The 25,727-nt window shown below is 71.7% G+C and carries 27 protein-coding genes and 5 tRNA genes; 21 read left to right on the top strand and 11 right to left on the bottom strand.

Annotated features, from left to right (window positions below; translation table 11 throughout):
* Nucleotides 1-61: 61 nt before the first annotated feature.
* Entirely contained in the window at nt 62-751 is a 690-nt protein-coding gene (locus IE198_RS09400) for a lysophospholipid acyltransferase family protein (RefSeq protein WP_189884705.1), read from the bottom strand.
* 233 nt (nt 752-984) lie between these two features.
* On the opposite strand from IE198_RS09400, the gene IE198_RS09395 reads away from it, so the two are divergent.
* The 3 genes from IE198_RS09395 to IE198_RS09385 all read left to right on the top strand — a co-directional run bounded on the left by IE198_RS09395 (nt 985) and on the right by IE198_RS09385 (nt 3,382).
* Nucleotides 985-2,148 carry a glycerophosphodiester phosphodiesterase gene (locus tag IE198_RS09395; protein ID WP_189884703.1) on the top strand — a complete coding sequence of 388 codons (1,164 nt, stop codon included), beginning with the start codon at nt 985-987 and terminating at the stop codon, nt 2,146-2,148.
* A gap of 152 nt (nt 2,149-2,300) precedes the next feature.
* A complete protein-coding gene (locus IE198_RS09390) occupies nt 2,301-2,840 on the top strand; it encodes a sigma-70 family RNA polymerase sigma factor (RefSeq protein WP_189884702.1) in 540 nt (179 codons plus the stop codon).
* Between the two features lie 38 nt (nt 2,841-2,878).
* Complete coding sequence (locus IE198_RS09385; protein WP_189884700.1) at nt 2,879-3,382, top strand: GNAT family N-acetyltransferase; 504 nt, start codon at nt 2,879-2,881, stop codon at nt 3,380-3,382.
* A gap of 51 nt (nt 3,383-3,433) precedes the next feature.
* On the opposite strand, the gene IE198_RS09380 is transcribed toward IE198_RS09385, so the two are convergent.
* Together IE198_RS09380 and IE198_RS09375 are read right to left on the bottom strand one after the other, a co-directional pair.
* Nucleotides 3,434-3,850, bottom strand: a complete 417-nt coding sequence (locus tag IE198_RS09380; protein ID WP_189884698.1) for a hypothetical protein — start codon at nt 3,848-3,850, stop codon at nt 3,434-3,436.
* Nucleotides 3,851-3,852: 2 nt separating this feature from the next.
* Nucleotides 3,853-4,212 carry a hypothetical protein gene (locus IE198_RS09375; protein ID WP_189884696.1) on the bottom strand — a complete coding sequence of 120 codons (360 nt, stop codon included), beginning with the start codon at nt 4,210-4,212 and terminating at the stop codon, nt 3,853-3,855.
* Nucleotides 4,213-4,298: 86 nt separating this feature from the next.
* Between IE198_RS09375 and IE198_RS09370 the strand changes: the two genes are divergently transcribed.
* From IE198_RS09370 to IE198_RS09330, 9 genes are all read left to right on the top strand, one after another.
* Nucleotides 4,299-4,946, top strand: coding sequence for an HAD-IA family hydrolase (locus tag IE198_RS09370; protein WP_189884694.1), 648 nt, complete (start codon nt 4,299-4,301; stop codon nt 4,944-4,946).
* Between the two features lie 377 nt (nt 4,947-5,323).
* Nucleotides 5,324-6,388 (top strand): methionine ABC transporter ATP-binding protein, encoded by a 1,065-nt coding sequence (locus IE198_RS09365; protein ID WP_189884691.1) that lies wholly within the window; start codon nt 5,324-5,326, stop codon nt 6,386-6,388.
* Nucleotides 6,385-7,056, top strand: a complete 672-nt coding sequence (locus IE198_RS09360) for a methionine ABC transporter permease (protein ID WP_189884690.1) — start codon at nt 6,385-6,387, stop codon at nt 7,054-7,056. Before IE198_RS09365 ends, IE198_RS09360 begins: the two co-directional genes overlap by 4 nt.
* Nucleotides 7,057-7,131: 75 nt before the next feature.
* Nucleotides 7,132-7,992, top strand: coding sequence for a MetQ/NlpA family ABC transporter substrate-binding protein (locus tag IE198_RS09355; RefSeq protein ID WP_189884688.1), 861 nt, complete (start codon nt 7,132-7,134; stop codon nt 7,990-7,992).
* A 164-nt stretch (nt 7,993-8,156) separates the two neighbouring features.
* Nucleotides 8,157-8,798 carry a GNAT family N-acetyltransferase gene (locus IE198_RS09350; RefSeq protein ID WP_189884686.1) on the top strand — a complete coding sequence of 214 codons (642 nt, stop codon included), beginning with the start codon at nt 8,157-8,159 and terminating at the stop codon, nt 8,796-8,798.
* 123 nt (nt 8,799-8,921) lie between these two features.
* Nucleotides 8,922-10,172, top strand: a complete 1,251-nt coding sequence (gene cbiE, locus IE198_RS09345) for a precorrin-6y C5,15-methyltransferase (decarboxylating) subunit CbiE (protein ID WP_189884684.1) — start codon at nt 8,922-8,924, stop codon at nt 10,170-10,172.
* Between the two features lie 309 nt (nt 10,173-10,481).
* Complete coding sequence (gene cobT / locus IE198_RS09340; RefSeq protein WP_189884681.1) at nt 10,482-14,240, top strand: nicotinate-nucleotide--dimethylbenzimidazole phosphoribosyltransferase; 3,759 nt, start codon at nt 10,482-10,484, stop codon at nt 14,238-14,240.
* 201 nt (nt 14,241-14,441) lie between these two features.
* Nucleotides 14,442-15,674, top strand: a complete 1,233-nt coding sequence (gene cobA, locus IE198_RS09335; protein WP_189884680.1) for a uroporphyrinogen-III C-methyltransferase — start codon at nt 14,442-14,444, stop codon at nt 15,672-15,674.
* A gap of 65 nt (nt 15,675-15,739) precedes the next feature.
* Nucleotides 15,740-16,555: a TrmH family RNA methyltransferase gene (locus IE198_RS09330; protein WP_189884678.1), complete on the top strand. Its 816-nt coding sequence runs from the start codon at nt 15,740-15,742 to the stop codon at nt 16,553-16,555.
* Nucleotides 16,556-16,558: 3 nt separating this feature from the next.
* Here the strand turns inward: IE198_RS09330 and IE198_RS09325 are convergent, their stop codons facing one another.
* The gene (locus tag IE198_RS09325) at nt 16,559-17,737 is read right to left on the bottom strand and encodes a serine/threonine-protein kinase (RefSeq protein WP_189884676.1); all 1,179 of its coding nucleotides are present in this window, start codon (nt 17,735-17,737) and stop codon (nt 16,559-16,561) included.
* Nucleotides 17,738-17,968: 231 nt separating this feature from the next.
* Between IE198_RS09325 and IE198_RS09320 the strand changes: the two genes are divergently transcribed.
* From IE198_RS09320 to IE198_RS09305, 4 genes are all read left to right on the top strand, one after another.
* Nucleotides 17,969-18,199 carry a DUF8836 family protein gene (locus IE198_RS09320; protein WP_100106253.1) on the top strand — a complete coding sequence of 77 codons (231 nt, stop codon included), beginning with the start codon at nt 17,969-17,971 and terminating at the stop codon, nt 18,197-18,199.
* A 221-nt stretch (nt 18,200-18,420) separates the two neighbouring features.
* Nucleotides 18,421-18,627 carry a hypothetical protein gene (locus IE198_RS09315; RefSeq protein WP_189884674.1) on the top strand — a complete coding sequence of 69 codons (207 nt, stop codon included), beginning with the start codon at nt 18,421-18,423 and terminating at the stop codon, nt 18,625-18,627.
* A 204-nt stretch (nt 18,628-18,831) separates the two neighbouring features.
* Entirely contained in the window at nt 18,832-19,839 is a 1,008-nt protein-coding gene (locus tag IE198_RS09310) for an aminoglycoside phosphotransferase family protein (RefSeq protein WP_189884672.1), read from the top strand.
* A 68-nt stretch (nt 19,840-19,907) separates the two neighbouring features.
* Nucleotides 19,908-20,186, top strand: a complete 279-nt coding sequence (locus tag IE198_RS09305) for a TFIIB-type zinc ribbon-containing protein (RefSeq protein ID WP_100106251.1) — start codon at nt 19,908-19,910, stop codon at nt 20,184-20,186.
* Nucleotides 20,187-20,238: 52 nt separating this feature from the next.
* Here IE198_RS09305 and IE198_RS09300 read toward each other — a convergent pair.
* From IE198_RS09300 to IE198_RS09280, 5 genes are all read right to left on the bottom strand, one after another.
* Nucleotides 20,239-20,313: transfer RNA gene (locus IE198_RS09300), tRNA-Val, on the bottom strand.
* A gap of 54 nt (nt 20,314-20,367) precedes the next feature.
* Nucleotides 20,368-20,439 (bottom strand) — tRNA-Val (locus IE198_RS09295).
* A gap of 20 nt (nt 20,440-20,459) precedes the next feature.
* Nucleotides 20,460-20,531: transfer RNA gene (locus tag IE198_RS09290), tRNA-Val, on the bottom strand.
* 1 nt (nt 20,532) lies between these two features.
* Nucleotides 20,533-20,606: transfer RNA gene (locus tag IE198_RS09285), tRNA-Cys, on the bottom strand.
* Nucleotides 20,607-20,643: 37 nt separating this feature from the next.
* Nucleotides 20,644-20,716 (bottom strand) — tRNA-Gly (locus IE198_RS09280).
* A 178-nt stretch (nt 20,717-20,894) separates the two neighbouring features.
* Between IE198_RS09280 and IE198_RS09275 the strand changes: the two genes are divergently transcribed.
* The 3 genes from IE198_RS09275 (at nt 20,895) to IE198_RS09265 (ending at nt 23,674) form a co-directional block, all read left to right on the top strand.
* The gene (locus IE198_RS09275) at nt 20,895-21,944 is read left to right on the top strand and encodes a chorismate-binding protein (protein ID WP_189884670.1); all 1,050 of its coding nucleotides are present in this window, start codon (nt 20,895-20,897) and stop codon (nt 21,942-21,944) included.
* Nucleotides 21,941-22,771, top strand: coding sequence for an aminotransferase class IV (locus tag IE198_RS09270; RefSeq protein WP_189884668.1), 831 nt, complete (start codon nt 21,941-21,943; stop codon nt 22,769-22,771). The genes IE198_RS09275 and IE198_RS09270 overlap by 4 nt, the downstream gene beginning before the upstream one ends.
* 63 nt (nt 22,772-22,834) lie before the next feature.
* Nucleotides 22,835-23,674, top strand: a complete 840-nt coding sequence (locus IE198_RS09265) for a GNAT family N-acetyltransferase (protein ID WP_189884666.1) — start codon at nt 22,835-22,837, stop codon at nt 23,672-23,674.
* 15 nt (nt 23,675-23,689) lie between these two features.
* Here the strand turns inward: IE198_RS09265 and IE198_RS09260 are convergent, their stop codons facing one another.
* Nucleotides 23,690-24,202, bottom strand: coding sequence for a DsbA family protein (locus IE198_RS09260; RefSeq protein WP_189884664.1), 513 nt, complete (start codon nt 24,200-24,202; stop codon nt 23,690-23,692).
* Between the two features lie 177 nt (nt 24,203-24,379).
* Here IE198_RS09260 and IE198_RS09255 point away from each other — a divergent pair, with 177 nt between their 5' ends.
* The gene (locus tag IE198_RS09255; protein ID WP_189884662.1) at nt 24,380-24,829 is read left to right on the top strand and encodes a hypothetical protein; all 450 of its coding nucleotides are present in this window, start codon (nt 24,380-24,382) and stop codon (nt 24,827-24,829) included.
* A gap of 114 nt (nt 24,830-24,943) precedes the next feature.
* The gene (locus IE198_RS09250; RefSeq protein WP_189884660.1) at nt 24,944-25,096 is read left to right on the top strand and encodes a hypothetical protein; all 153 of its coding nucleotides are present in this window, start codon (nt 24,944-24,946) and stop codon (nt 25,094-25,096) included.
* A gap of 60 nt (nt 25,097-25,156) precedes the next feature.
* On the opposite strand, the gene IE198_RS09245 is transcribed toward IE198_RS09250, so the two are convergent.
* Entirely contained in the window at nt 25,157-25,714 is a 558-nt protein-coding gene (locus IE198_RS09245) for a CGNR zinc finger domain-containing protein (RefSeq protein WP_189884658.1), read from the bottom strand.
* Nucleotides 25,715-25,727 lie beyond the last annotated feature (13 nt).

The raw sequence follows: 25,727 nt of genomic DNA, 5'->3' as shown, positions 1-25,727 counted from the left end.
ACCCACGCCGCCAGGCGCTGGGGATGGGCGGCGCGGGGACACGTTCCGCGCAGCGAAACCGCTACGCGGCCTTGGCTTTCGTCGCGTACATGTCCACGTACTCCTGCCCCGACAGCCGCATGACCTCTGCCATCACGGAATCCGTCACCGCCCGCAGCACATACCGGTCCCGGTCCATCCCCTCGTACCGCGAGAACTCCATCGGCTCGCCGAAACGGAGCGTGACCCGGCCCGGCCGCGGCAGGCCCGCGCCGCCCGGCTGGAGTTTGTCCGTGCCGATCACGGCGAACGGGACGACCGGCGCGCCGGTCATCAGGGTGAGGCGCGCGATGCCGGTGCGGCCGCGGTAGAGCCGGCCGTCGGGCGAGCGGGTTCCCTCCGGGTAGATGCCGAAGATCTTGCCCTCCTCCAGCACCCGGCGGCCCGTCATCAGCGCGGCCACCCCGCCGTTGGCACCGTCACGGTCGACCGGGATCATGCCGCACCCGGTGAAGAACCAGGCCATCGCCCGGCCCTTGATGCCCTTGCCGGTGACGTACTCGTCCTTGCCGATGAAGTACACCGGCCGGTCGCAGACCAGCGGGAGGATCATCGAGTCGATGAAGGTGAGGTGGTTCCCGGCGAGAATCACCGCCCCGTCCCCCGGGATGTTCTCTGCGCCTTCCACACGCGGGCGGAACATCAGGCGCAGGATCGGCCCCAGCACTGCCTTGATGAGCGTCAAGCGGGACAACGGGTCCTCCGGTGTCATGGGACGGGCGGTTGTGAACGGTGAAATCTTTGCAGGTGAGGACGATACTCGCGGGTCATCCCGGATCGCACGTCGGGTTCACCCAGCGGATACGCGGCGTTGACGCCCGTTCGGGCGGCGTTCGTGCAGGGTCTGCCGCAAGTAAGGCGCAACTGCCTACCATCGGGCGTCGTTTGGCAGGTGCGGCACATCACACGGTCATCGCCGTCGTACATCACATGGAGGAACGTTTCATGACACAGGGTACGAGCAGCAGTCCGGCGCGCCGCAGCGTTCTCGGAGCCGCGGTCCTGACCACCGCCGCCCTCGGGGTCGGCGCCGGCGCGGCGACGGCGCAGGCGGACGAGAGTCAGGGGGGCGGCCGCCCGTCCGGCAGGGACAGGTGGGAGCTGCCCGTACCCACCGTGATCGCGCACCGCGGTGCCAGCGGCTACCGTCCCGAGCACACCCTCGGCTCGTACCAGCTCGCTCTCGACATGGGCGCCCACGTGATCGAGCAGGACCTGGTGCCCACGAAGGACGGTCATCTCGTATGCCGTCACGAGAACGACATCACCGGCACAACGGACGTCGCCGCACACCCCGAGTTCGCCTCCCGCAGGACCACCAAGTCCGTCGACGGGACCAGCCTCACGGGCTGGTTCACCGAGGACTTCACGCTCGCCGAGCTGAAGACCCTGCGCGCGAAGGAGCGGATCCCCGGTACCCGCCAGGAGAACACCCTCTACGACGGCCGCTGGTCCGTGCCCACCTTCGAGGAGGTGCTGCGGTGGGCGGAGGCGGAGGGCCGGCGCCGCGGCCGCCCGGTGTGGCTGCACGTCGAAACGAAGCACCCCAGCTACTTCCGGTCCATCGGCCTCGGCCTCGAGGAGCCGCTGGCGCGGCTGCTGCGCCGCTACGGGCGCGACCGCCGCGATTCCCCCGTCTTCCTGCAGTCGTTCGAGCCGAGCAGCATGCAGCGGATGGCGAAGCTGGTCTCCTCTCCGCGGGTCGTCCTGCTGTCCGGTGCGAGCTCCCGGCCCTGGGACTTCGTCGAGGCCGGTGACCCGCGCACGGTCGCCGATCTGGTCCGGCCCGAGGGGCTCGACTGGATCGCCTCCTTCGCCCAGGGGCTCGGCCCCACCCTGGACCTGGTCATACCGAAGGACGCGGACGGCCGGCTCACGCGGCCCACGACGCTGGTACGGGACGCCCACGCGCGGGGCCTGGTCCTGCACCCCTACACGATGCGCAACGAGAACTCCTTCCTTCCCGCCGACTTCCGGCGCGGCACCGACCCGAACGCCTACGGCGACGTCTTCGCCGCGTACAGGGCGTACTTCGCGACGGGCATCGACGGCATCTTCACCGACAACCCGGACACCGGCCTGCTGGCGGCGTCCGACTTCATCGCCTGACAGCCGCCGCAGGGCGTCAACTCCGGTCGACACGCCGGGTTGACGCCCTGTCCCGCCGCGGGCACCGGTGCGTGGCCTGTACGCGAACCCCGTACGGGTGATGGCGCCCGGGCCGGGCAACCGGAAGCAGGTCAGGGGCCGTCCCGCCCGGCATGACCCCATACCGAGAAACAGCCACCTCCGGCCACGTCGTCGGCGCTCTCCAGGCACTGGTGAGTGCGGAGGCGACGGCGGAAGCGCCCGCCGCCGCGATCGAAGCCGGCGACCTCGAACAGGCGGTGTGGGTACGGCTCCTGGAACAGCTCGGCGGCGACGGGCCGCCACCCGACGCCGCGCGCTGGGTCAGGACCGCCGTGCGGGCGGAGGCACGCCGCGCCCGCCGGACCGCCTCCCGCGAACTCCGGTATCGCCACGACCCCTCCGCGGACACCACCGGCGGCCCGGAACGCGCCGCGCTCAGGAACGAGCGCCGCCGCGCCCTGCGGGCAGCCGTCGCCCGCACTCCTGGGAACTGCCCCCGTCTGCTGACTGAGATGTTGTCGCCACACGATCCCACCTACCGGGAAATCGCAGGGACGTTGGGTATCTCACAAGGAAGTCTGGGGCCGATGCGTTCCCGTTGCCTGGGATGTCTGCGCAGAATGCTGGCGGCAGAGGTTGCAGCTCCTGAACATCGGGGAAAGGAGCGGTAGACAACCGGCGGTGGCAGGTGAGCGGGAGGCGTGCGCACATGGGCATGAGCGTGACCATCTCGGCGGCGGCGGAGACCGACGCGGAGCACATCCTCAAGCTGCAGTATCTGTGCTATCAGACCGAGGCCGAGCTCTACGGCGACTACGGGATCGAGCCGCTTACCCAGTCGCTGGCCGACCTCCAGGCCGAACTCACCCAGGGCCCCGCGCTCGTGGCCAGGCTCGGAGACGAGGTCGTCGCCTCCGTGCGGGCCAGGGTGGACGACACCGGGACGGCCCGTATCGCCAAGCTGATCGTCCATCCACGGATGCAGCGGCACGGCCTGGGCGGCCGGCTGCTCGACGCGATCGAGCAGCGCTTCGAAGGCGACCCGGCCGCCAAGCGGTTCCAGCTCTTCACCGGTCACCGCAGCGAGAGCAATCTGCGGCTGTACCGCAGCCGCGGCTATGTCCCCGTCTCCCGCGAGGAGGTGGGCCCCCGTCTGACGCTGGTCACGCTGGAGAAGGAGTCCGCCGCCGGCTCGTACGTCGCCAGCGCCTGAGCGACCGTTGTTCCCGCACCCGGGAATCAGGACGACCGCGAGACCCGGGAATCAGGACGACCGCGAGCGCCGCAGCCAGAGCATGCCGGTTACCGGCAGCAGCACCGGGATGAAGATGTAGCCCTTCCCGTACGCGGACCACACCGTCGAGTCCGGGAACGCCGAAGGCTCCAGCACCGTCCATGTCCCGACGATCACGACGCCCGCAAGCTCGGCGGCGCAGCACACCAGCGCCGCCTTGCGGGCCGTCTCCCCGCCCCGCACCAGCGTGTAGGTGATGAACGCGTACACGACGGCCGCGACGGCCGAGAGCACATGCGCGAGCGGTGCGCTGCCGAAGTCGGTGAGGATCTGGTAGACGGACCGGGAAACGGCGCCGACGGACATCACGCCGTAGAGCCAGACCAGCAGCAGCCCCGGGCCCTTGACGAGCTTCGTCCGCTTCGTCCCCGCAGCGGTCTCGGCCATCGTCAGCCTCCCCAGATGTCATGGAGCCGTACCTCGAGGACGGCCAGCACGATCGCGCCGGCCGCGACCGTCGCGGACCCCCAGCGGGTCCGCTCCGCCAGCGACAGGAACCCGGCCGCCGGCACCGCGAGGGCCGAGCCGATCAGATACGACAGGAAGATCGCGGTGCCCTGCTCGGCCTCCTCGCCGCGCACCAGCTGCACGATGCCGACGACCATCTGCGCCGCCGCCAGAAGCGTCACCACGGCCATGCCGATGAAGTGCCAGTCCTTCGTGGGCTGGTCCCGAAAGGCGGCGAGGCCGCACCATGCGGCGAGGGCGAGCGCGGCCACACCGACCGCGACCGTCAGGGCGTCAAGCATGGGCCCGAGGGTATTACGGGCCAAAGGCCGCGATGCGCGCGGCCCCGGCGCAAGGCGAGCAGGACCGAATGCCTAGGGTCGGGACCATGAAGCTGCACGCCGAAGCCCTGCTGTTCGACAACGACGGAACCCTCGTCTCCTCCCTGGAGTCGGTGAACCGCTGCTGGACCAGATGGGCCGGTGAGTACGGCATCACCGCCGACGACTTCGGCCGCGTCGAGTTGCACGGCCGCCCTGCCGCGGAGATAGCCGCCGACCTGCTGCCCGCGCACGTCGTTCCCGAGGCCGTAGCCCGCATCGAGCACCTCGAGGTGGAGGACGTGGCCGGGGGAGTGGTGGCGCTTCCCGGCACGCTCCGTCTGCTGGCGCAGCTGCCGCCCGAGCGGTGGGCCGTGGTCACCTCCGCCACCCGGCGGCTGGCGGAGGCCCGGCTCGGCGAGGTCGGCGTACGGCCCAAGATGATGGTGGCCGCCGACGACATCACCCGGGGCAAGCCCGACCCCGAGCCGTTTCTGCTCGCGGCGCGCCGGCTCGGCGTCGACCCTACCCGCTGCGTCGTCTTCGAGGACGCCCCCGCAGGGCTCGCGGCCGGACGCGCCGCCGGAATGCGCACCGTGGCATTGACCACAACCCACGGCCGGTCCGAACTCGCCGCCGACGTCGTGGTTCCCGACCTCGGCGCGGTGTCCGTCCAGGTCACGGCCGAGGGCATCGAGATCACCGCGGCAGAGTGATCCGTCCACATAGCACAACTCGATTGTCCGCTATGCGGACAGGCCCGGTCCGGTCAAGGGCCTGTCTGTTTTACTTGCAGCCATGACCACGACGAGCAGCCGCACCCTTGCGACCGAGGCGACCATGACGCCCGGTGCTCGTTGTATGTGTCGAATGTGCGCCTTCTGAGGGTCCCTGCCTGCCTCGCGCCCCGAAGCGAGACCGACAGCCGCGCCGTGTCCGACCGTCCCCTGAAATCAGGAACGCCTCGGACCGAGCCTGCCCCGCGCACGCGTCGCCCCGGCCACCAGCCGAATCAAGCCGTGCCGCGTCGGAACCGAAATGCCCCGTGCCCGGCGGACACCTCGCCGTGCACTCGACAGTGACGGAAACCCCTGTGATCACCACTACGGGCCTTACCAAGGTCTACCAGTCGCGAGGCGGCCGAGAGGTCACCGCTCTGGACGGCGTCGATCTGCACGTCCGTGAAGGCGAGGTCTTCGGAGTCATCGGCCAGAGCGGCGCGGGCAAGTCCTCGCTGATCCGCTGCGTCAACCTCCTCGAGCGCCCCACCTCCGGCGCCGTGACCGTCGCCGGCGAGGATCTCACCGCGCTGGCCGGCCGCGGCCGCCGCGCCTCCAGGGAACTGCGGGAGGCACGCAGCCGCATCGGCATGGTCTTCCAGCACTTCAACCTGCTGTCCTCGCGCACCGTCAAGGACAACGTCGAACTGCCCTTGGAGATCCTCGGTGTTCCGGGTGCCCAGCGCTCCCGCAAGGCCCTGGAACTCCTCGACCTCGTCGGCCTGGCCGACAAGGCCAAGTCCTACCCCGGGCAGCTCTCCGGCGGCCAGAAGCAGCGCGTCGGCATCGCCCGTGCGCTCGCCGGCGACCCGAAGGTGCTGCTGTCCGACGAGGCGACCAGCGCCCTCGATCCCGAGACCACCCGGTCGATCCTCCAGCTGCTGCGCGACCTCAACCGCCAACTGGGCCTCACGGTCCTGCTGATCACGCACGAGATGGACGTCGTCAAGACGATCTGCGACTCAGCCGCCCTGATGAGGAAGGGGAAGATCATCGAATCCGGAACGGTGAGCGAACTGCTCGCGACCCCCGGCTCCGAGCTCGCCCACGAGCTGTTCCCGGTGAGCGGCGACGCCTCGGGGGCCGACCGGACCGTCATCGACGTCACCTTCCACGGCGAGGCCGCCACGCAGCCGGTCATCTCCCAGCTGTCGCGCACATACAACATCGACATATCGATCCTCGGCGCCGCCATGGACACCATCGGCGGTCGCCAGATCGGCCGGATGCGGATCGAACTCCCCGGCCGTTACGAGGAGAACGTCGTCCCGGTCGGCTTCCTGCGCGAACAGGGACTCCAGGTCGACGTCATCGGCACCGCAGTCGCGTCCGTCCCGGCGCAGAACGGCCCCGCGCCGGTCGAGGAGGTCGCGAAGTGACCTGGTCCGAGATGCAGCCCCTGCTGAGCCAGGGCACCCTCGACACCCTGTACATGGTGCTGTGGTCCACCCTCGTCACCGTCGCCGGCGGACTGCCGCTCGGTGTGCTGCTCGTCCTCACCGACAAGGGAGGACTGCTGCAGAACACGCCGGTGAACAAGGTCGTCGGCGTGATCGTGAACATCGGCCGCTCGCTGCCGTTCATCATCCTGCTGATCGCGCTGATCCCGTTCACCACCCTGGTCGTCGGCACCTTCATCGGCCCGACCGCGATGATCGTGCCCCTCGCCGTCGGCGCCATCCCCTTCTTCGCCCGTCTCGTCGAGACCGCGATCCGCGAGGTCGACCACGGACTCGTCGAAGCGGTCCAGTCGATGGGCGGCTCCGTCCCCACCATCGTGCGCAAGGTGCTGCTCCCGCAGGCCCTGCCGTCGCTCGTCGCCGCCGTCACCACCACCGTGATCGTGCTCGTCGGCTACTCGGCGATGGCCGGAGCCGTCGGCGGCGAAGGCCTCGGATCCAAGGCCGTCACCTACGGATTCCAGCGCTTCGAGACCCAGTTCATGCTCGTCACGGTCGTGATCCTGATCGCCCTCGTGACGATCGTGCAGCTCCTGGGCGACGGCGTCGTAAGGCTCCTCGCCCGCCGCGGACGCGCCGCGGGCTGAACCCCGAACCTCCTCCCCACACGGCCCGCACTCCTTGTCCGGGCGACGTACCACCACCAGAAAGAGGCACTCTTCGTGCGTAGGAACATCAAGCTCACCGCGGCTGCTGCCGCCACCGCCGCCCTCGCCCTCGGCCTCACCGCCTGCGGCACGGCCTCCGACCCGGGAGCCCGGGCCGACTCCGGCTCCAAGGCCGACGAGTCCAAGGCCCTCGTCGTCGCCGCCTCGCCGACGCCGCACGCCGACATCCTGAACTACGTCAAGGACCACCTGGCGAAGAACGCCGGCCTCGAGCTGGAGGTCAAGGAGTTCACCGACTACGTCCTGCCGAACACCGCCACCCAGCAGGGCCAGGTCGACGCCAACTTCTTCCAGCACAAGCCGTACCTCGACGACTTCAACAAGAAGAACGGGACGACCATCGTCCCGGTCGTCAATGTGCACCTCGAGCCCCTCGGCCTCTACTCCAAGAAGGCCAAGGAGATCAAGGACATCAAGGCCGGCCAGACCGTCGCCGTCCCCAACGACACCACCAACGAAGGCCGCGCGCTCCAACTGCTCGCCGACAACGGCCTGATCACCCTCAAGGACGGTGTCGGCGCCGACGCCAAGCTCTCCGACATCGCCGACGCCAAGGGCCTGAAGTTCAAGGAGCTCGAGGCCGCGACGCTGCCCCGCGCCCTGAACGACGTCGACGCCGCCGTCATCAACGGCAACTACGCCATCGAGGCCGACCTCAAGCCCGCCGCGGACTCCCTGGTCCTGGAGAAGGCAGAAGGCAACCCGTACGCCAACTTCCTCGCCGTCAAGGAGGGCAACGAGGACGACGCCCGCGTGCAGAAGCTGGCGAAGCTTCTGGGATCGCCCGAGGTGAAGAAGTTCATCGAGGACAAGTACACAGGTTCCGTCGTCCCCGCCTTCGGCGCTGCCAAGTAGGGCCCGGGCGGCCTCACTTGACGCAGGCCCCGCGCACCTACGAAGGTGCGCGGGGCCGTGTCGTACCGCACCCTGCCATGTGCAGCCCGCACCCGATGTTGCATGCTGTGCCTTCACGGCTACGACAACCCAACGGCTTTGACCATTTATCGACAGTCTTCGGCATGGAGCTGCGCATGACTACCACCTTCCCGGACGTGTCCATCAGCACGGAGCGGTTGGTGCTGCGCCCCTACGAGGACGCCGACATCGCGGCCCACACCGAGATGATGAACGACGAAATGGTCACTGCCTGGACCTCCGTACCTCACCCCTACACGGCGGCGGACTCCGAGGAGTGGGTGCGCAGGATCGCTCCTGCTGAACGGACGGAGGGCCGCGGCATCGTCCTCGCCGTCACCGAGTTCCTCACCCAGCGGCTTGTCGGCATCGTCCACCTGCAGAACACCAACTGGCGGACGTTGTCCACCGAGGTCTCCTACGTCACGGCCCCCTGGGCGCGCGGCGAGGGATACGCGACCGAGTCCGTCCTCGCCGTCGCCCAGTGGCTCTTCCGCAATCAGAAGTTCGAACGGTTGGAAATGCGCACCGCCGCCGACAACACGGCGTCCCAACAGGTGGCGCAGAAGATCGGCTGCATCAGTGAAGGCGTCCTGCGAAACGCCTGGATAGCACGCACCCAGACACAGGACGGCGGCTGGACGGACATCCGCACCGACCTCATTGTCTGGAGCCTGCTGCCCGAGGACATGGAGATGGACCGCATGGCGGAAGCCGGCTACCGCTCCTTCACCGACTGGAACTGATCCCTTTCAGCGGCGCGGCGCCCCTCCCCTCCGCCGACGGGCCCGGCGGCCAGGTACGCTCACGGTGCGACGCGTACCCGCGGAACTGCCCCGACCTGCGACAACCGACGGAGACTGACGACGATGGCCGACCGGGTGACGGTGATCGGCTGGGACGGTTCGCCGCTCACGCACGCGGCCAGGTCCGCCCTCTCCGCCGCCACTCTGGTGGCCGGCGCCGCCCACCACCTGGCACTGCCCGAGGTCCCGCCGCGCGCCGAACGCATCCGGCTCGGCAGCGTCGGCCTCGCCGCCAGGCGGATCGCCCAGCACCGCGGCAGCGCCGTCGTCCTCGCCGACGGCGACCCGGGCCTCTTCGGCGTCGTGCGCACCCTGCGGGCGCCCGAGTACGGCCTCGAGGTGGAGGTCGTGCCCGCCGTCTCCTCCGTGGCCACCGCCTTCGCCAGGGCGGGCATGCCCTGGGACGACGCCCAGATCGTCGTCGCACACCGCCGTACCCTGCGCCGCGCCGTCAATGTGTGCCGGGCCCATACCAAGGTCGCGGTTCTCACCTCGCCGGGCGCCGGCCCTGCCGAACTGGCGCTGCTGCTCGACGGCATCCATCGCACCTTCGTCATCTGCGAGGAGTTGGGCACCGCCCGCGAGCAGGTCACCGTCCTCACCTCCGACAAGGTCGCCGACCACATGTGGCGCGACCCCAATGTCGTCATCGTCATCGGCGGCACCGGCGGCACGGCCTCCCTCACCGGGACCGGCGGCTGGATCGCCGGCCGGGATCCGGGCTACCCCCCGGCCGAGCGCGGCTGGGCGCTGCCGCCCGCCGACGCACCGGCACGCGGTGAGGGGGAGTTCGCCGGGCTGCGGGCCGCCCAACTGGCCCGGCTCGGTCCCCGCACCGGCGACCTCGTCTGGGACATCGGCTGCGGCAGCGGCGCACTGGCCGCGGAGGCGGGAAGCTTCGGCGCCGCCGTCATCGCCGTGGACAACGACCCCGACGCCTGCCGCCGCAGCGAGGCGGCGGCGCGGCGCCTCGGCGTCCAGCTCCAAGTGGTGCACGGGCGCGCGCCGCACGTCCTCGAACGGCTGCCCGAACCCGACGTCGTACGCATCGGCGGCGGGGGAGTGCAAGTCGTCACGGCCGTCGCCGACCGCCGGCCCCAGCGCATCGTCACCCATGCCTCCACACGCGACGAGGCGGAGGCCATCGGCGCGGCCCTCGCGGCCGGCGGGTACACCGTCGAATGCGCCCTCCTCCAGTCCGTCGAATTGGACACCTCCGACTGGTCGGAGCGGGAGCGCTCAGTGGTCTTCCTGCTCTGCGGTCGGCAGCCCGACCCGCGCCCCCGGCCACCCGCGACGGACGGTCCGGGGTAGGCTGGCCGATCGTCGTACCGCAGTCGGGCGTTCGTCGCTTCGTTCGTCAATGTCCGGAAAAGGGAGCCGCTTTGGTTCCCGTATGTGGTACGTCGGTACCCGGGGGGTCGCGCGACGTGGCGCAGCCCACAGCGGACCACGGCGGATCTTGCTGCCGTGGTGGCGAACGACCGCGACAATGCTTTGGTCCGTGGGTCAATCGTGCCGCGCGGCGCACACGCTCGTTCTTGTTCACGGGCGTCAGGTGTGCCGCTGTCGGACGTCCCGGGCGAAGGGCGAAGGAGCAACCGATGGGCGAGGGGTACGCGCATGACTGACACCGGCCAGATCCCGGGCGAGGGGCTGCCGGAGAACGCAGGCATGGTGGAGCAGCCGGGCGTCCCCGCTCCTGGCGCGTACACCTACCTCGACACCTCCGAGAACAGCTCCGAAGAGGACGACCTCCTGCTGATGCCGGGCGCCCAGGGGGCGTGGAGCGAGCCCCAGCAGGCGGCGCCCGTGACTGAGCAGTACGCGGCCGCGCCTGCGTCCGTTCAGGCGCCGCAGCACCAGAGCGGCGAGTACCAGCCGGACTACGGCACGGCCGGCTACCCGGCGCAGGACTACCAGGCCGCCCCGGTCGTCCACGGTGCCGAGCAGCCGCCGGCCGGGTTCGTCGCGCCGGCTGCGCCCGAGTTCGTCGAGGTCACCCCGGTGGCCGTCCCGGAGCCGCAGTTCCACGAGGTCCAGGCACAGGAGGTGGCGGCTCAGGAGCCGTTGGCGCAGGTGCAGGGGACCATGTCGGTCGTTCCGGGCGTGGCGCCGGAAGGCGCGCAGGCCGCCGTCGCCGAGCCCGGGGTCCATGAGCCCGGAGCCCACGAGGCGGGCGGCCGCGACTCAGGGGCCGTCGACCTCGGAGCCGTACGCACATCGGCCGCCGCGACGTCCGCCATGCCGACGCCGCCGCCCTCGCGCCGCCCGCTCCACATGGGTCCGCCCGTGCCCGACACCTCGAGCGGCGTGGTCCGCTCACTCGCCGACCGCGGGCCGGCCGGTACGCCGCCGCACCCGATGGTCGTCCGTACGACTCCGGCGCAGCCGGCCACCACGACCGGCGTCGAGTACCTCGACGTGCCCCGTGAGGAGCCGGCCCCCGAACTGCCGGGGCCGCAGCTGGGCGAGATCCCGCCGCAGGCCGGCGCACCCTGGGACCCCCAGCCGCCCCAGGAGCAGCCCGCGGCCCCGGCAGAAACGGTCGTCCCGACCGTCCCGGCGAACACCGAGGCCACCGTGCCCGCACCACGGGACGGCGGCACGGAGCAGCATCCGCCCGCTCCGGCTGCCGCTGGAGAGCCGGAGGCGACCGCCCCCGGGACCGCACCCGCTCCGGCGGCCGTGGCGCCCGAGACGGGCCAGGCGCCGGACGGGGGCGCCACGGAGGTGGCGGCCGCTCAGGTCGTCCCCGGTGCGCCCACCGAAGGCGCCACCGCCCTGGAGGGCGACACCGCGAACCACCAGGCGGAGGGCCCGGCGTTGACGCCGGCAGCCCCCGAGGCGCACGCCGCGGAGCCGGCCGTCGTGCCCGCGGCAGCCGAGGCACCTGCGTCCCCGGTCGTTCAGGCCGGGCCCGCCGCGGGTTCTGTCGACGCGCAGTCGCCCGAAGCCCGGCCGACGGCAGAGCCCGTCGCCGCGGGCCCGGGAGACGTGGTTTCGGTCGACGTGCAGTCCGCCGCCGGGCCTGTCGAGGTGCCGTCGCCCGAAGCCCGGCCGACGGCAGAGCCCGGCGCCGCCGGCGCGGTGGACGTGGCTTCGCCCGAGGCGCAGCCTGCGGCCGTTCCGGCGGCGGAGGCCGCCGAGCCCGTCATCGCGTCCACGGCCGGTCCGGTGGACGAACAGGCGCCCACCGCTGCTCCGGTGGACGAGCAGTCACCCGAGGCCCGGCCGACGGCTGAGCCGGCCGCTGCCGGCGAGGCAGATTCGGGCTCGCCCGAGGTGCAGCCCTCCGCCGGCGAGTCGGCCGAGGCCACAGATCCCGGTGCGTCGGCGGACGGGCCGGTCTCCACCGCCCCCGTCGACGTGCAGTCGCCCGAGGGCCGGGCTTCCTCGGCCCCGGCGCCAGAACCGGAGGCCGCCGGAACGGCCGACCCCGCGCCGGCCGACGCGCAGCCCCTGGATGTCCGGGGGGCCGAAGTGACGCAGCTCGGCACTGCTCCCGGCGATGAGGAGGCCGGTGCCGCAGAGCCCGGCGGCCCCACGGACGCCTCCCGGCCCGGCGCCGCCGACGCGCAGACGGCCCCCGCCACGGGCGGCCCCGGCGAGGCCGAGTCGCCCGAGACCCACCCCGCCGCCGCCCCGGCGGCCCCCGCGCCCGGCTACGGCGACGCCGAGCGTGAGGCCGTCCTGCGGGTCATGCGCGAACGACGCGACATCCGCAACGGCTTCCGCAGCGACCCCATCCCGCACGAGGTCCTGCTCCGTGTCCTCGAAGCGGCGCACCACGCGCCCAGCGTCGGCCACTCCCAGCCGTGGGACTTCGTCGTCATCCGCTCAGCGGAGACCCGGCGCACGATGCACGAACTGGCCCAGCGCCAGCGCGAGGCGTACGCCAAGTCGCTCCCCAAGGCCCGGGCCAAGCAGTTCAAGGAACTGAAGATCGAGGCCATCCTCGACACCCCGGTGAACATCGTCGTCACCGCCGATCCCACCCGCGGCGGCCGCCACACCCTCGGCCGGCACACCCAGCCGCAGATGGCGCCCTACTCCTCGGCCCTGGCCGTCGAGAACCTGTGGCTCGCCGCCCGCGCCGAAGGCCTCGGCGTCGGCTGGGTCTCCTTCTTCGACGAGCGCGAGATGGTCCGTACGCTCGGCCTGCCGGAGCACCTCGAGGTCGTCGCGTACCTCTGCGTCGGGTACGTCGACGAGTTCCCGGAGGAGCCCGAGCTGATGCAGGCGGGCTGGTCCAAGCGCCGCCCACTGTCCTGGGTGGTCCATGAGGAGACCTACGGCCGCAGGGCCCTGCCCGGCGAGCAGCCGCACGACCTGCTGCAGGAGACCGTCACCAACATCCGTCCGCTCGACGCGAAGGCGCTCGGCGAGGCGTGGGAACGCCAGAAGCGGATGACCAAGCCCTCCGGCGCGCTCGGCATGCTGGAGATCATCTCCGCGCAGCTGAGCGGGCTGTCGCGGATGTGCCCGCCGCCGATCCCGGAGCCCGCGGCCGTCGCGATCTTCGCGGGCGACCACGGAGTGCACGCCCAGGGCGTCACGGCCTGGCCCCAGGAGGTCACCGGCCAGATGGTCGCCAACTTCCTCGGCGGGGGAGCGGTCTGCAACGCCTTCGCCAACCAGGTCGGCGCCGAGGTGTGCGTCATCGACGTCGGTGTGGCCTCCGACCTGCCCGCCACCCCGGGTCTGCTGCCGCGCAAGGTCCGCCCGGGTACGGCCGACTTCACCACGGGGCCGGCCCTGACCCGCGAGGAGGTCCTCTCGGCGATCGAGGTCGGCATCGAGACCGCCCGCGACCTGGTGGCCGCAGGCAACAAGGCGCTTCTGACCGGTGAGATGGGCATCGCCAACACCACCACCTCCGCCGCCCTTATCGCCGTCTACACCGGTGCCGACCCGTCGGAGATCACCGGCCGCGGCACCGGCATCAACGATGAGATGCACGCCCGGAAGGTCGACGTCGTCCGCCGGGCCCTCGAGCTCCACCAGCCCGACCCGGCGGACCCGATCGGCGCGCTGTCGGCCGTCGGCGGCCTGGAGCACTGTGCGCTGGTCGGCCTGATCCTCGGCGGCGCTTCCCTGCGGACACCGGTCATCCTCGACGGTGTCAGCACAGGTGCCGCGGCCCTGGTCGCCCGCGCCATCGCCCCCGAGGCGCTGGCCGCCTGCATCGCGGGTCACCGCAGTGCCGAACCCGGCCATGTCGCGGCGCTGAACAAGCTGGGCCTGCGCCCCCTGGTCGACCTGGACCTCCGCCTCGGCGAAGGCACAGGCGCCCTGCTGGCGCTCCCGCTGGTCCAGAGCGCGGCCCGGGCCATGCACGAGGTGGCGACGTTCGACTCGGCCGGCGTCACCGAGAAGTAGCCCGCCCCGCGCCCCCGGTCGGCTCCGTACCGGGGGCGCGGGGCACAGGCCCCGGAAGCAACCGTTCCGCAACGGCCACCGACGGTTCCCACGGCGGGGCCGTATCGTGGTCGCCAGGACCCCCTCACCCGTCCCCACCAGCCGCTTCACCGCCGCAGCGGCCCCGCCTCCCGCACCACCCGCCCGAGGAGCCGCACTGCCATGGCCGAGCACGTCCCGCCCGCCGAGCACCCCGCCTACCCCGTCGGCCTCCGACTCGCCGGGCGCCGCGTCGTCGTCATCGGCGGCGGGCAGGTCGCCCAGCGCCGGCTGCCCGCCCTCGTCGCGGCCGGTGCCGACGTCACTCTGATCTCCCCGTCCGCAACGCCCTCCGTCGAGGCCATGGCCGAGTCCGGCGAGATCACCTGGACCCGCCGCCGCTACCAGGACGGCGACATCGCCGACGCCTGGTACGCCCTCGTCGCCACCAGTGACCCCGACGCCAACAACCGCGCCTCCGAGGAGGCCGAGCGCACCAAGACCTGGTGCGTACGCAGCGACGACGCCGACGCCGCCACCGCCTGGACCCCGGCCACCGGCCGCAGCGACGGGGTGACCGTCGCCGTCCTGACCGGGCGCGACCCCCGCCGCTCCGCGGCCGTGCGCGACGCGATCGTCGAGGGCCTGCGCGACGGCACCCTCGCCGCGCCCCACCACCGCAGCCGCGCACCGTTCGTCGCCCTCGTCGGCGGCGGCCCCGGCGACCCCGACCTGATCACCGTCCGCGGCCGCCGACTGCTCGCGGAGGCGGACGTCGTCATCGCCGACCGGCTCGGCCCGCGCGACCTCCTGGACGAACTCCCGCCGCACGTCGAGGTCATCGACGCCGCGAAGATCCCCTACGGGCGGTTCATGGCGCAGGAGGCCATCAACAACGCGCTCATCGAGCACGCCAAGGCCGGCAAGGCCGTCGTCCGGCTGAAGGGCGGCGACCCGTACGTCTTCGGCCGTGGCATGGAGGAGGCCCAGGCGCTCGCCGAGGCAGGCATCCCGTGCACCGTCGTGCCCGGCATCTCCAGCTCCATCTCGGTCCCGTCCGCGGCCGGCATCCCGGTCACCCACCGTGGTGTCGCGCACGAGTTCACCGTGGTCAGCGGCCATGTGGCCCCCGACGACCCGCGTTCGCTGGTGGACTGGAAGTCCCTCGCCCGTCTGCGCGGCACGCTGGTGATCCTGATGGGCGTCGACAAGATCGGCGCCATCGCACAGGCCCTCGTCGCGCACGGCAAGGCGCCCGACACCCCGCTCGCCCTCGTCCAGGAGGGAACGACCGCTGCGCAGCGCAGGGTGGACGCCACCCTTGCGACCGTCGCGGAGACCGTGAAAGCACAGGACGTACGCCCGCCGGCCGTCATCGTCATCGGCGACGTCGTCACCGTCGGCCCGCACAAGTAACCACCGGTAACCCCGTCTTGCGGGAACCGTTGGCACGGCACATCCAAGAAGGCAGTATCACCCCTGTGGCCGATCTCATCACCATCGAGGACCCCGACGACCCGCGTCTGCACGACTACACGGGCCTGACCGACGTGGAACTGCGCCGCCGCCGCGAACCGGCGGAGGGCCTGTTCATCGCCGAGGGCGAGAAAGTCATCCGCCGTGCCCGGCAGGCCGGTTACGAGATGCGCTCCATGCTGCTCTCCGCCAAGTGGGTCGACGTCATGCGCGACGTCATCGACGAGGTCCCGGCGCCCGTGTACGCGGTCGACCCGGCCCTCGCCGAACGCGTCACCGGCTACCACGTCCACCGCGGGGCCCTCGCCTCCATGCAGCGCGAGCCACTGCCGGACGCCGGCGACCTGCTCGGCACGGCACGCCGGGTCGTCGTCATGGAGTCGGTCAACGATCACACCAACATCGGCGCCATCTTCCGCAGCGCCGCGGCCCTCGGCATGGACGCCGTCCTGCTCTCCCCGGACTGCGCCGACCCTCTCTACCGCCGCTCCGTCAAGGTCTCCATGGGGGCGGTGTTCTCCGTCCCTTACGCACGCCTCGACACCTGGCCGAAGGGCCTGGAAACGGTCCGCGAAGCCGGCTTCAGGCTCCTCGCCCTCACTCCCGACGAGAAGGCCTCCTCGATCGACGAGGCCGCCCCGCACCGCCTGGACCGCGTGGCACTCATGCTCGGGGCGGAGGGCGACGGGCTGTCCACCAAGGCGCTCATGGCCGCCGACGAATGGGTGCGCATCCCGATGGCGCACGGCGTCGACTCGCTCAATGTGGGTGCCGCGGCCGCCGTCGCCTTCTACGCGGTCGCCACCGGCCGGCCCGAATAGCCGCTACAGCTTCTGCGCCGCCGCGATTCCCAGTGCCACGATCAGCGTCACCACGAAGAACACGGTGATCCGCTGACGCAGCAGCCGCGGATTGGCCGGCCGCCGACCGGTCGACGTCGTTCGCACACCGGGCCGGGTGCCGCCCTGCCGCCCGTTCGTACGGCGCGGCTGTGACGGCCGGGACCCACCCCCGGTACGCGCGGGCGCCTGCGGCCGTGACGAGCCGCCCGTACGCCGCTCCATGCGCTCGGTGCGGTCCGTCCGGGCCGTACGCTCCGGGTAGCGCGCGGTCGGCCGGTTCAGCTCGACCCGCTCGCGCTCGTGTTCCCGCTGCGCCGGCGGCCGGGCGTCATGGACGCCCTGCGCCTCCCTTGCCGCGATCTCCTTGAGCCGCATGGACAGTTGCAGCGTGCTGGGCCGCTCCTCCGGGTCCTTGGCCAGGCACGCCGACACCAGTGGCGCCAGCGCGTCGTGCACGCCGTGCAGCTGCGGCTCCTCGTGCACCACCCGGTACAGCATCACCTCGGAACTGCCGTGCCCGAACGGCGAGTCGCCCATCGCCGCGTACGCCAGCGTCGCGCCCAGCGAGAACACATCGGTCGCGGGCGTCACCACCGCGCCACGCACCTGCTCCGGCGCGAGGAAACCGGGCGAACCCACGGCCGTGCCCACATGCGTGAGCGTGCTCGCGCCGGTCGCCCAGGCGATGCCGAAGTCGATGATCCGCGGGCCCTTGGGGGACAGCAGGATGTTCGACGGCTTCAGATCACGGTGCACAACGCCCGCCTCGTGAACGGCCACCAGCCCCTCCGACAGCGCGGCACCGACCGCGGCCACGTCGGCGGCCCGCAGCGGACCGTCCTCCACCACCTTGTCGTGCAGCGACGGCCCCGGTACGTACTGGGTCGCGAACCACGGGCGGTCCGCCTCCAGGTCCGCGGCCACCAGCCGGGCAGTGCAGCCGCCACGGATACGCCGCGCCGCAGACACCTCGCGGGCGAACCTGGACCGGAACTCCTGGTCCTCCGCCAGATCCGGCCGGATCACCTTCAGCGCGACCCGCTGCCCCCGCCGGTCGGACCCCAGATACACGACACCCATGCCGCCCGCGCCGAGCCGCCGGTGAAGCCTGAACGAGCCGACGACACGCGGGTCCTCGCGCCGGAGCCGCATCATCGCCATGTCCGTCCCCTACCTACGGTGGGGAGGCCCCACCCCGCTGCCCGGTCGTCGCTTGTGACGTGGCACAGCTTACGTACCCCCGCGCCGGTGTGCTCATAGGCCGCGCCCTCCCGGCCGGATCGATTGTCAGTGCCTGCTGGGACACTTGAGGAGTGGTCAGCGGAGGGCGGATCCCTCTCCTTTGACCCGTGCGAGATCTCAACGGTCAGTCGCAGAAGGGGGATTGGATCGATGAAGGGTGACCGCGTGGAAATAGTCGTTGACGCGGGAGACACGACTCGCACATACGAGGTGGTGGCAAGCCGGGCGGGCCGCAGGGTCGAGACCGCGGTGCGCAGAGGAGTGGTCGAAGTGAGCGAAGTCACTCGCTCCGGCTCTGTCGTCCGCACGGCCCGTTTCATGGCGACCCGGGTGTTGGCCCTGGTCGAGCAGCCCGTCCCGCGCGACGACACCACCGACTGAACGGGCCCCCTCCGGGAAGACCCCGGGAACCGGAGCGGCGTCTCCACCCAGGGGAGTACGTCGGGGGGTGACGGCTCATCCTCCGGGAGGCCAGGCAATCGGTACGAGGGCATGACGTCGGGGCCCCGCCGTTTCCCTAGTGTTGATGTCAAGCGGCGGGTGCAGCACTCGTCCCCCGAGGTCAGACACCCGCCGCTGCCAACTATGACAGGAGAAGGACCATGGCGGACACGGCATCGCGGACGATGATCCGCACGCAGGGGCGCAAGGCATCCGCCGCGTTCGGCGGCCGCCGGTCCGGCACGCGCCACCCGCTGGTGGCGACGGCCATGGTCCTTCCCCTCGCGGCACTGCTCGTGGTCGTCTTCGGCGGCTGGGAGGCAGTGGTCACACAGGCGTCGTCCGTGGGCGTGATGCTGGGGCGCTGAACGGCGCCCCGGGCCCGGAAGAGCGGTCCGGGTCGGGGACATCCGGCCAACAGCCCCGTGGGGACGGGGGTGCGGCGGACGGCAGCGTTTGGCCGGTCAGCTGGGGAGCTGACCGGCCATCGCGCGTTTGCCCTCGGACGGGCGGCGGACCGGGTTCACGCCCTTGCCGCAAGCCGCGCCACGCCCCCGGATACGCTCCACGACGTGACCGCCTCAGTCGTCCGCGCACTCGCCGCCGTCGCCCGCGACGCCGCCCACCTGTCCACCCCCGGCGGCGGCCCCTGCCAGGCCTGCGGCGCCCTCAGTGCCCGGGACGGGGAGACGCTCGCAAACCGCCCGGACGGCACCGTGGTACGCCACGGCTCCGCCGTCGCCAAGGCTCACGCCCCCGGGACCGACCCGGTCGCCCACCGAACCCGTCTCGCCGTGGCCGCGCACCCGGCGCTGGCGGGCGTCCTCCTGCCGCCGCTCCCGCACCCGCCGGACGGCCCCGCGCAGGCCCGCCCGGTCTCCGCCTGGCCCTACGGCGCCCCCGTCGACCCCGGAGACCCGGACGCAGCGCCCTGGGAGGACGCGGCCGTGCTCCTGGCCCGCCTGCATCGCATTGCGCCCGCAGGGCTCACCGGCCTTCCCGGCCCGCTCCCGCCGATGCGCGGCCCGGCGAAGGCCGCTGCCGCCATGGCCCGCCTGGAGGCGGCCGCCGCGGACCATCCGGCCGCCCCCGACGTCCGTCGCGCCTGGGCACGTCTGCCCGCCTGGGCCCGCGGCCAGTCACCACCCCCGGCCCATGGCCGTGTGCGCCGAAGCGCCCTCTGCCACGGCGATCTCCATCTCGGCCAGCTCGTGCGCCATCCCACGCCCGACGGCCCCTGGCTGCTGATAGACGTCGACGACCTCGGTCTGGGCGATCCGGCATGGGATCTCGCCCGCCCCGCGGCCTGGTTCGCGGCGGGCCTGCTGCCGCCGGAGATCTGGCAGCGGTTCCTCGGCGCGTACACGGCCGCCAACGGCCCCGCGGTGACCCGCGCCGACGACCCCTGGCCCCAACTCGACGTGCCCGCCAAGGCGCTGACCGTCCAGACGGCGGCGCTCGCCCTGGCGAAGTCGGCCGCGGAGGGGCGTCAACCGGACGAGGTCGAACGGGCGGTGCTCGAAGCCTGTACCCGAATCGGGACACAGCCACCCGAGTTGGAGTTCGAGACTCCGTCATAGGGTGAAGGTCCCGTCGCCGGGCATGCATCCGGGCGACGTCGAGCGAACGGCGAGGAGCTGAGTAGACGATGCAGTGTCCCAAGTGCCATGCGGCGATGCACACGTACAACCGCAACAGCGTCCAGATCGAGCAGTGCAGCGGCTGCCGGGGCATATTCCTCGACTACGGCGAGCTGGAGGCGCTGACCCGCCTGGAGTCGCAGTGGGCCCAGCAGGCTCCGCCCGCGCCGCAGGCCTACCCCGCTGCTCCCGCTCCGGCGGCGCCGGCCTGGGGCGCGCCGCACCACGGCGGCCACCACGGGCACCACCGTCAGCGCAGCTTCGGCCGGATGCTCTTCTCCTCCTGAGCAGGGGAGCATGACGAAGCCCCCGGCCGTCTCGACGGCCGGGGGCTTCGGCTGGTGCGCGATACTGGGATTGAACCAGTGACCTCTTCCGTGTCAGGGAAGCGCTCTCCCGCTGAGCTAATCGCGCAGAGCCGGCAGGACGACGAGCGACCTGCGTTACTGCCTGTTACTGCGTACTGCGTGCGCGATACTGGGATTGAACCAGTGACCTCTTCCGTGTCAGGGAAGCGCTCTCCCGCTGAGCTAATCGCGCTCGGATCCTCGCGGACCCAGTGGACGATACTGGGATTGAACCAGTGACCTCTTCCGTGTCAGGGAAGCGCTCTCCCGCTGAGCTAATCGTCCTTGGAGGTGGAGACGGGATTTGAACCCGTGTAGACGGCTTTGCAGGCCGTTGCCTCGCCTCTCGGCCACTCCACCCGGAGTGCGGGGGTCGGGAAGATCCCCCACTTTCTCGAGCGGACGACGAGATTCGAACTCGCGACCCTCACCTTGGCAAGGTGATGCTCTACCAACTGAGCCACGTCCGCTTGTCGTTTCCGTTCCGCTTGCGCGGCCCGGCGACGTGTTGAACTCTAGCGGATTCCTGGGCCAGTACAAAAACGCGTTTGTGCAGCTTGCCGCCGTGTGTTCACGTCGCGGCAGCTCACCGGCGCCTCACCGGCCACCCTTCCGCACCGCATCCGTGCCGGTCATACACTCGCAGACGTGCACGACCTCGCTCCTCTGGCCCGCTTCGGCTCCCTCGTCGCCACCGACCTCAGGGACGTCACCAGCGACCCCGCGGCCCTCGACTCCACCGGCTTCTGGGCCGTGGTGGCCGACTTCGAAGGCCGTCTGACCTGCGGCCGCTTCGGCGACGTCCGCAGCGAGCCGGTTCCCGAGCCCGTCCCGGGACGTTGGCGGGGACCCGCGGCCGAGGAGTGGACCTCGTCACTGGACCGTGCCGCCTACACCGCCGGAGTGCGGCGTGTCCGGGAACACATTGCCGCCGGCGACGTCTATCAGGCCAACCTGTGCCGGGTGCTGTCCGCCCCGTTGCCCGAACCCGACTCGGCGGACGTCGACGAGCTGACCGCTCGGCTGGCGCTCGGCAACCCGGCTCCGTACGCGGGAACGGTCCGGCTGCCCGCGCACGGTGTGGAGATCGCGACCGCCTCGCCCGAGCTGTATCTGCGGCGCGCCGGACGCACCGTCGAGTCCGGCCCCATCAAGGGGACGGGCCGCACCGCCGACGATCTCCTGGAGAAGGACCACGCGGAGAACGTCATGATCGTGGACCTGGTCCGCAACGACCTGGGGCGGGTCTGCGCCACCGGCAGCGTCACCGTGCCCGCCCTCTGCGCGGTCGAGCCCCACCCAGGACTCGTGCACCTGGTCTCGACGGTCCGTGGCGAGCTGGCGCCGGAAGCGGGCTGGGGCGAACTGCTCACGGCCACCTTCCCGCCCGGTTCGGTCACCGGCGCCCCCAAGTCCAGCGCGCTGAAGATCATCGCGGCGCTGGAGACCACACCGCGTGGACCGTACTGCGGCGGCATCGGCTGGGTGGACGCCGACCGGGGCACGGCCGAGCTCGCCGTCGGCATACGTACCTTCTGGATCGACCGCTCGGAGAACGTGCTGCGATTCGGCACCGGTGCGGGCATCACCTGGGGCTCCGATCCGGAGCGCGAATGGGCCGAGACAGAACTGAAGGCATCCCGGCTGCTGGCGGTAGCGTCGGGCGCGTACGCGGCAATCGGAAGGACAGCTCGATGAAGGTTTGGGTAAACGGCGCGCTCTCGGAGGTCGAGGACGCCCGGGTGTCCGTGTTCGACCACGGCATGACCGTGGGCGACGGCATCTTCGAGACCGTGAAGGCGGTCCACGGCCGGCCCTTCGCCCTCACCCGCCATCTGGAACGCCTCGTCCGTTCCGCCGACGGTCTCGGGCTGCCCGAACCCGACCTCGACGAAGTCCGCCACGCCTGCGCCGCCGTGCTGGCCGCGAACCCGATGCCGCTCGGCCGGCTGCGCATCACCTACACCGGAGGGCTCTCGCCCCTCGGCTCCGACCGGGGAACCGACGGTCCGACCCTGGTCGTCGCCGTCGGGGAGACCGTCCGCCGCCCCGACAGCACGTCGGTCGTCACGGTTCCCTGGACCCGCAACGAACGCGGCGCGCTGACCGGCCTGAAGACCACCTCCTACGCGGAGAACGTCGTCGCGCTCGCCAGGGCACACCGGGAGGGCGCCTCCGAGGCCCTGTTCGCCAACACCGTCGGACAGCTCTGCGAAGGCACCGGCTCGAACGTCTTCGTCGTCCTCGACGGCGAACTGCACACCCCGCCCCTGGCCTCCGGCTGCCTCGCGGGCGTCACCCGCGCACTGACCGTCGAATGGACGGGCGCCAAGGAGACGGACCTGCCCTTCGACGTCCTCGACCGCGCCGAGGAGATCTTCCTGACCTCCACGCTCCGCGACGTCCAGGCCGTCGTACGCATCGACGGCCGCGGCATCGGCGAGGCGCCGGGTCCGGTGACCACGAAGTCGATGCGCGCCTTCGAGGAGCGCGCTGCGGCCGACCCGGACCCGAAGTCCCTCTGACACACCGGGGATCGGGAGGAAAACCGGGTGTCGGACGGCCGCGGGCCAGGTAGGAACACCTCGATGACCACAACTCTGCGGCCCACCGGGCCGATCCAGCGCGACGAGTCGGGCGCCACCTCCCGAACCTACGACGTCTGCGTGAACGGACGACCCGTCGGCGCCGTCGAGCTCGCCACCGACCCCGGCGCCGGCCTGCCCGTCGGCTACATACGGTCGCTGCGCATCGACGAAGCCGACCGCCGACGGGGCCGCGGCACCGTCGCCGCCCTCGCGGCCGAGGAAGTGCTGCGGGGCTGGAACTGCACCGAGGTGCGCGCGGCCGTCCCCGCCGACGACGGGCCCGCGCTGCGCATGGCGACCGCCCTCGGCTACACCGAACGAGGCCGCAACATGATCAAGGAGGTGGCCATGCCGCCGCCTTCACTGCCCGCGGGGGTCGAGGGCCGCCCCATGACCGAGGCGGAGTTCGACCGCTGGCGTTCCCACGCGGTGCGGCACTTCGCAGGCGACTGGATCTCCCGCCAAATGCCCGAGGACGAAGCCCTCGCCCGCTCGGGGGCCGTCCATGCCCGCCTCCTCCCGGACGGCCGCGCGACCCGGGGCGCCCACATCCACAGCTTGCTCGCCGGCGGCACCGCGGTCGGCCACGTCTGGGTCTCCGAGCGTGAGGTGCGCCCCGGCGAGGAGGGGGCGTACGTGTTGGACGTCGAAGTTGCCGAGGCCCACCGGCGCCGGGGCCACGGACGGGCTCTGATGGTGCTCGCCGAGCGGATCGCGGCAGAGGCCGGTCAAGGGCTGATCGCGCTGCACGTCTTCGAGGGCAACGACCCGGCCCGCACCCTCTACGAGTCCCTCGGCTACCGCACCACCCACCGCAACTTCGTCAAGCGGCTCCTGTGACCTGCCCTACCCGGGTCACTCCCCGCCCAGCAGCCGGTCGGCGATCTCCTCGATGCGCGCCCGCAGGCCTTCCTGGCTCCTGCCGCCGTCGAGACGCTCCCCGCCGATGACATACGTCGGCGTGCCGGTCACGCCGATCGCCTTCCCCTCGGCCTGGTCGGCATCGACGATCAGGATGTGCCGGCCGTCGATCAGAGCGGTGTCGAACTCCTCGGCGTCCAGGCCCAGTTCGCGCGCGACCTCCAGCAGGAAGGGCTCGCCCCGCGCGGCCAGTTCCTCGGTGCGCGCCAGCACCGCCTCCGCATACGGCCATGCCTGGCCCTGCGCCGCGGCCTCCTCCGCAGCCTGCGCGGCGGCGAACGCATGCTTGTGCTTGTCGAGGGGGAAGTGCCGCAGCCGCAGTTCCAGCCGGTCGCCGTAGTGGGCACGAAGGGCCCGCAGGTCCTCCAGGGCGCTGCGGCAGTCGGTGCACTGGAGCTCGCACCAGACGTCGAGGACGACGGGGGAGCCGGTCGAGGAGTCGCTCATGGCGCCAGTCTCCCAGTCCGGTGCCCGCCGCCCCAACCGGGACCTGGGTAGGAGGCCACCCCGGAGATCTCACCCAGATGTGACCACGCCCGCCTCCGACCGTGGCCCAGGACACACTCGGCGGTGCAGGATGGAAGGGACGCAACCGCTCGAGCCGCCCTACGCCTGGAGGACCGGATGCTTGCCGAGACCATTTGTTCCGCGGTGTCCGCGGCGGGCCTGGGCATCGCCGCGATCACGGCGTACCGCCGGCGCTTCCTCGCCGCGGCGCGCATCGCTGCCTACTCACTGGTACCCGTCGGCCTGGTGATGACCGGAGCCGTCGAGTGGGCCGTCGGCACGGCCTTCAGCCCGACCGCCTGGGTCGGCTTCGGCCTCCTCGGCGGCGCATGGCTGCTGTTCATGACGACCAGGGCCGTCGAACGCCGCCGAGCGGGCGGCACCCGCAAAGAACGCAAGGCCGCCGCTGCGGCCGCCGGCCGCGACACCGTCGAACCTGCCGCGTCCCGGCCCTCGCTGGGCCGTTCCGCCCCGGCGTCCGAAGCACCCGAGGCCGCCCGGCCGAAGGCGTCCCCGGCCGACGACTTCAGCGACATCGAGGCGATCCTCAAGAAGCACGGCATCTGACGCCCCCCCGCTCCTGCCCCGAGCGGGCCGCGCCACGGGATGTGATGAACAACCCAGCCCACGAGGCGTGTTGGTCGATCATCAACGGCCGGCCTGCGTCATCATCACCCCGAGATGCTCGATACCTCGCGGGGACGTCCCCCCGCACCGACCCAGGAGCCGCGCGGATGCCTCTTCGCGCTCTCCCAGCCGCCCCTGATGATCTTCCTCGGGGTGATCGGCGTCCTGTTACTCATGGCGGCCGTGCACGACCTCTTCTGGCTGTGAGGACCGCGATGGCGCGCTGCCCGCTCCGAGCCCGCGGCCTCGGCCGAGCCGGAGCGGCCCTCAGCCCGCGGCCTCCCTGCGGCGGGCCCGGTACGCGGCCACATGGAGACGATTGCCGCATGTGCGGCTGTCGCAGTAGCGGCGTGACCGGTTGCGCGACAGGTCCACGAACGCGCGCCCGCAGTCCGGCGCCTCACAGCGCCGCAGCCGCTCCTGCTCGCCCGCGACGACGATGAACGCCAGCGCCATTCCGCAGTCCGCCGCGAGATGGTCCGCCACCGAGGCGCCCGGTGCGAAGTAGTGCACATGCCAGTCGTGCCCGTCGTGGTCGGTGAGCTGCGGGGTCGTGCCTGCCGCCGCCACCAGTCGGTTGATCGTCTCCGCGGCGGTCCTGCTGTCGGACGCCGCGAACACCTCCGCGAACAGCGTGCGGATGCCGTGCACCGCCTTGAGATCCCGCTGAGTCAGTTCCCCCACGCCACTGACCATGTGCATCCGTACGAAGTCGTAGAGCGCTTCGACGTCCGTCAGTTTGTCGTCCTGGCCGCTCTCCGGTGCGGTGTTCATCAGGTCGACGACGGTGTCGAGGGCGCTACGGGTGTCGTGGGGGATCAGCACGAAATTCGCTCCC

Origin of the sequence: Streptomyces xantholiticus (assembly GCF_014651015.1) — a bacterium.
Classification (GTDB): domain Bacteria; phylum Actinomycetota; class Actinomycetes; order Streptomycetales; family Streptomycetaceae; genus Streptomyces; species Streptomyces xantholiticus.
This window is presented reverse-complemented; position numbering and strand designations above follow the sequence as displayed.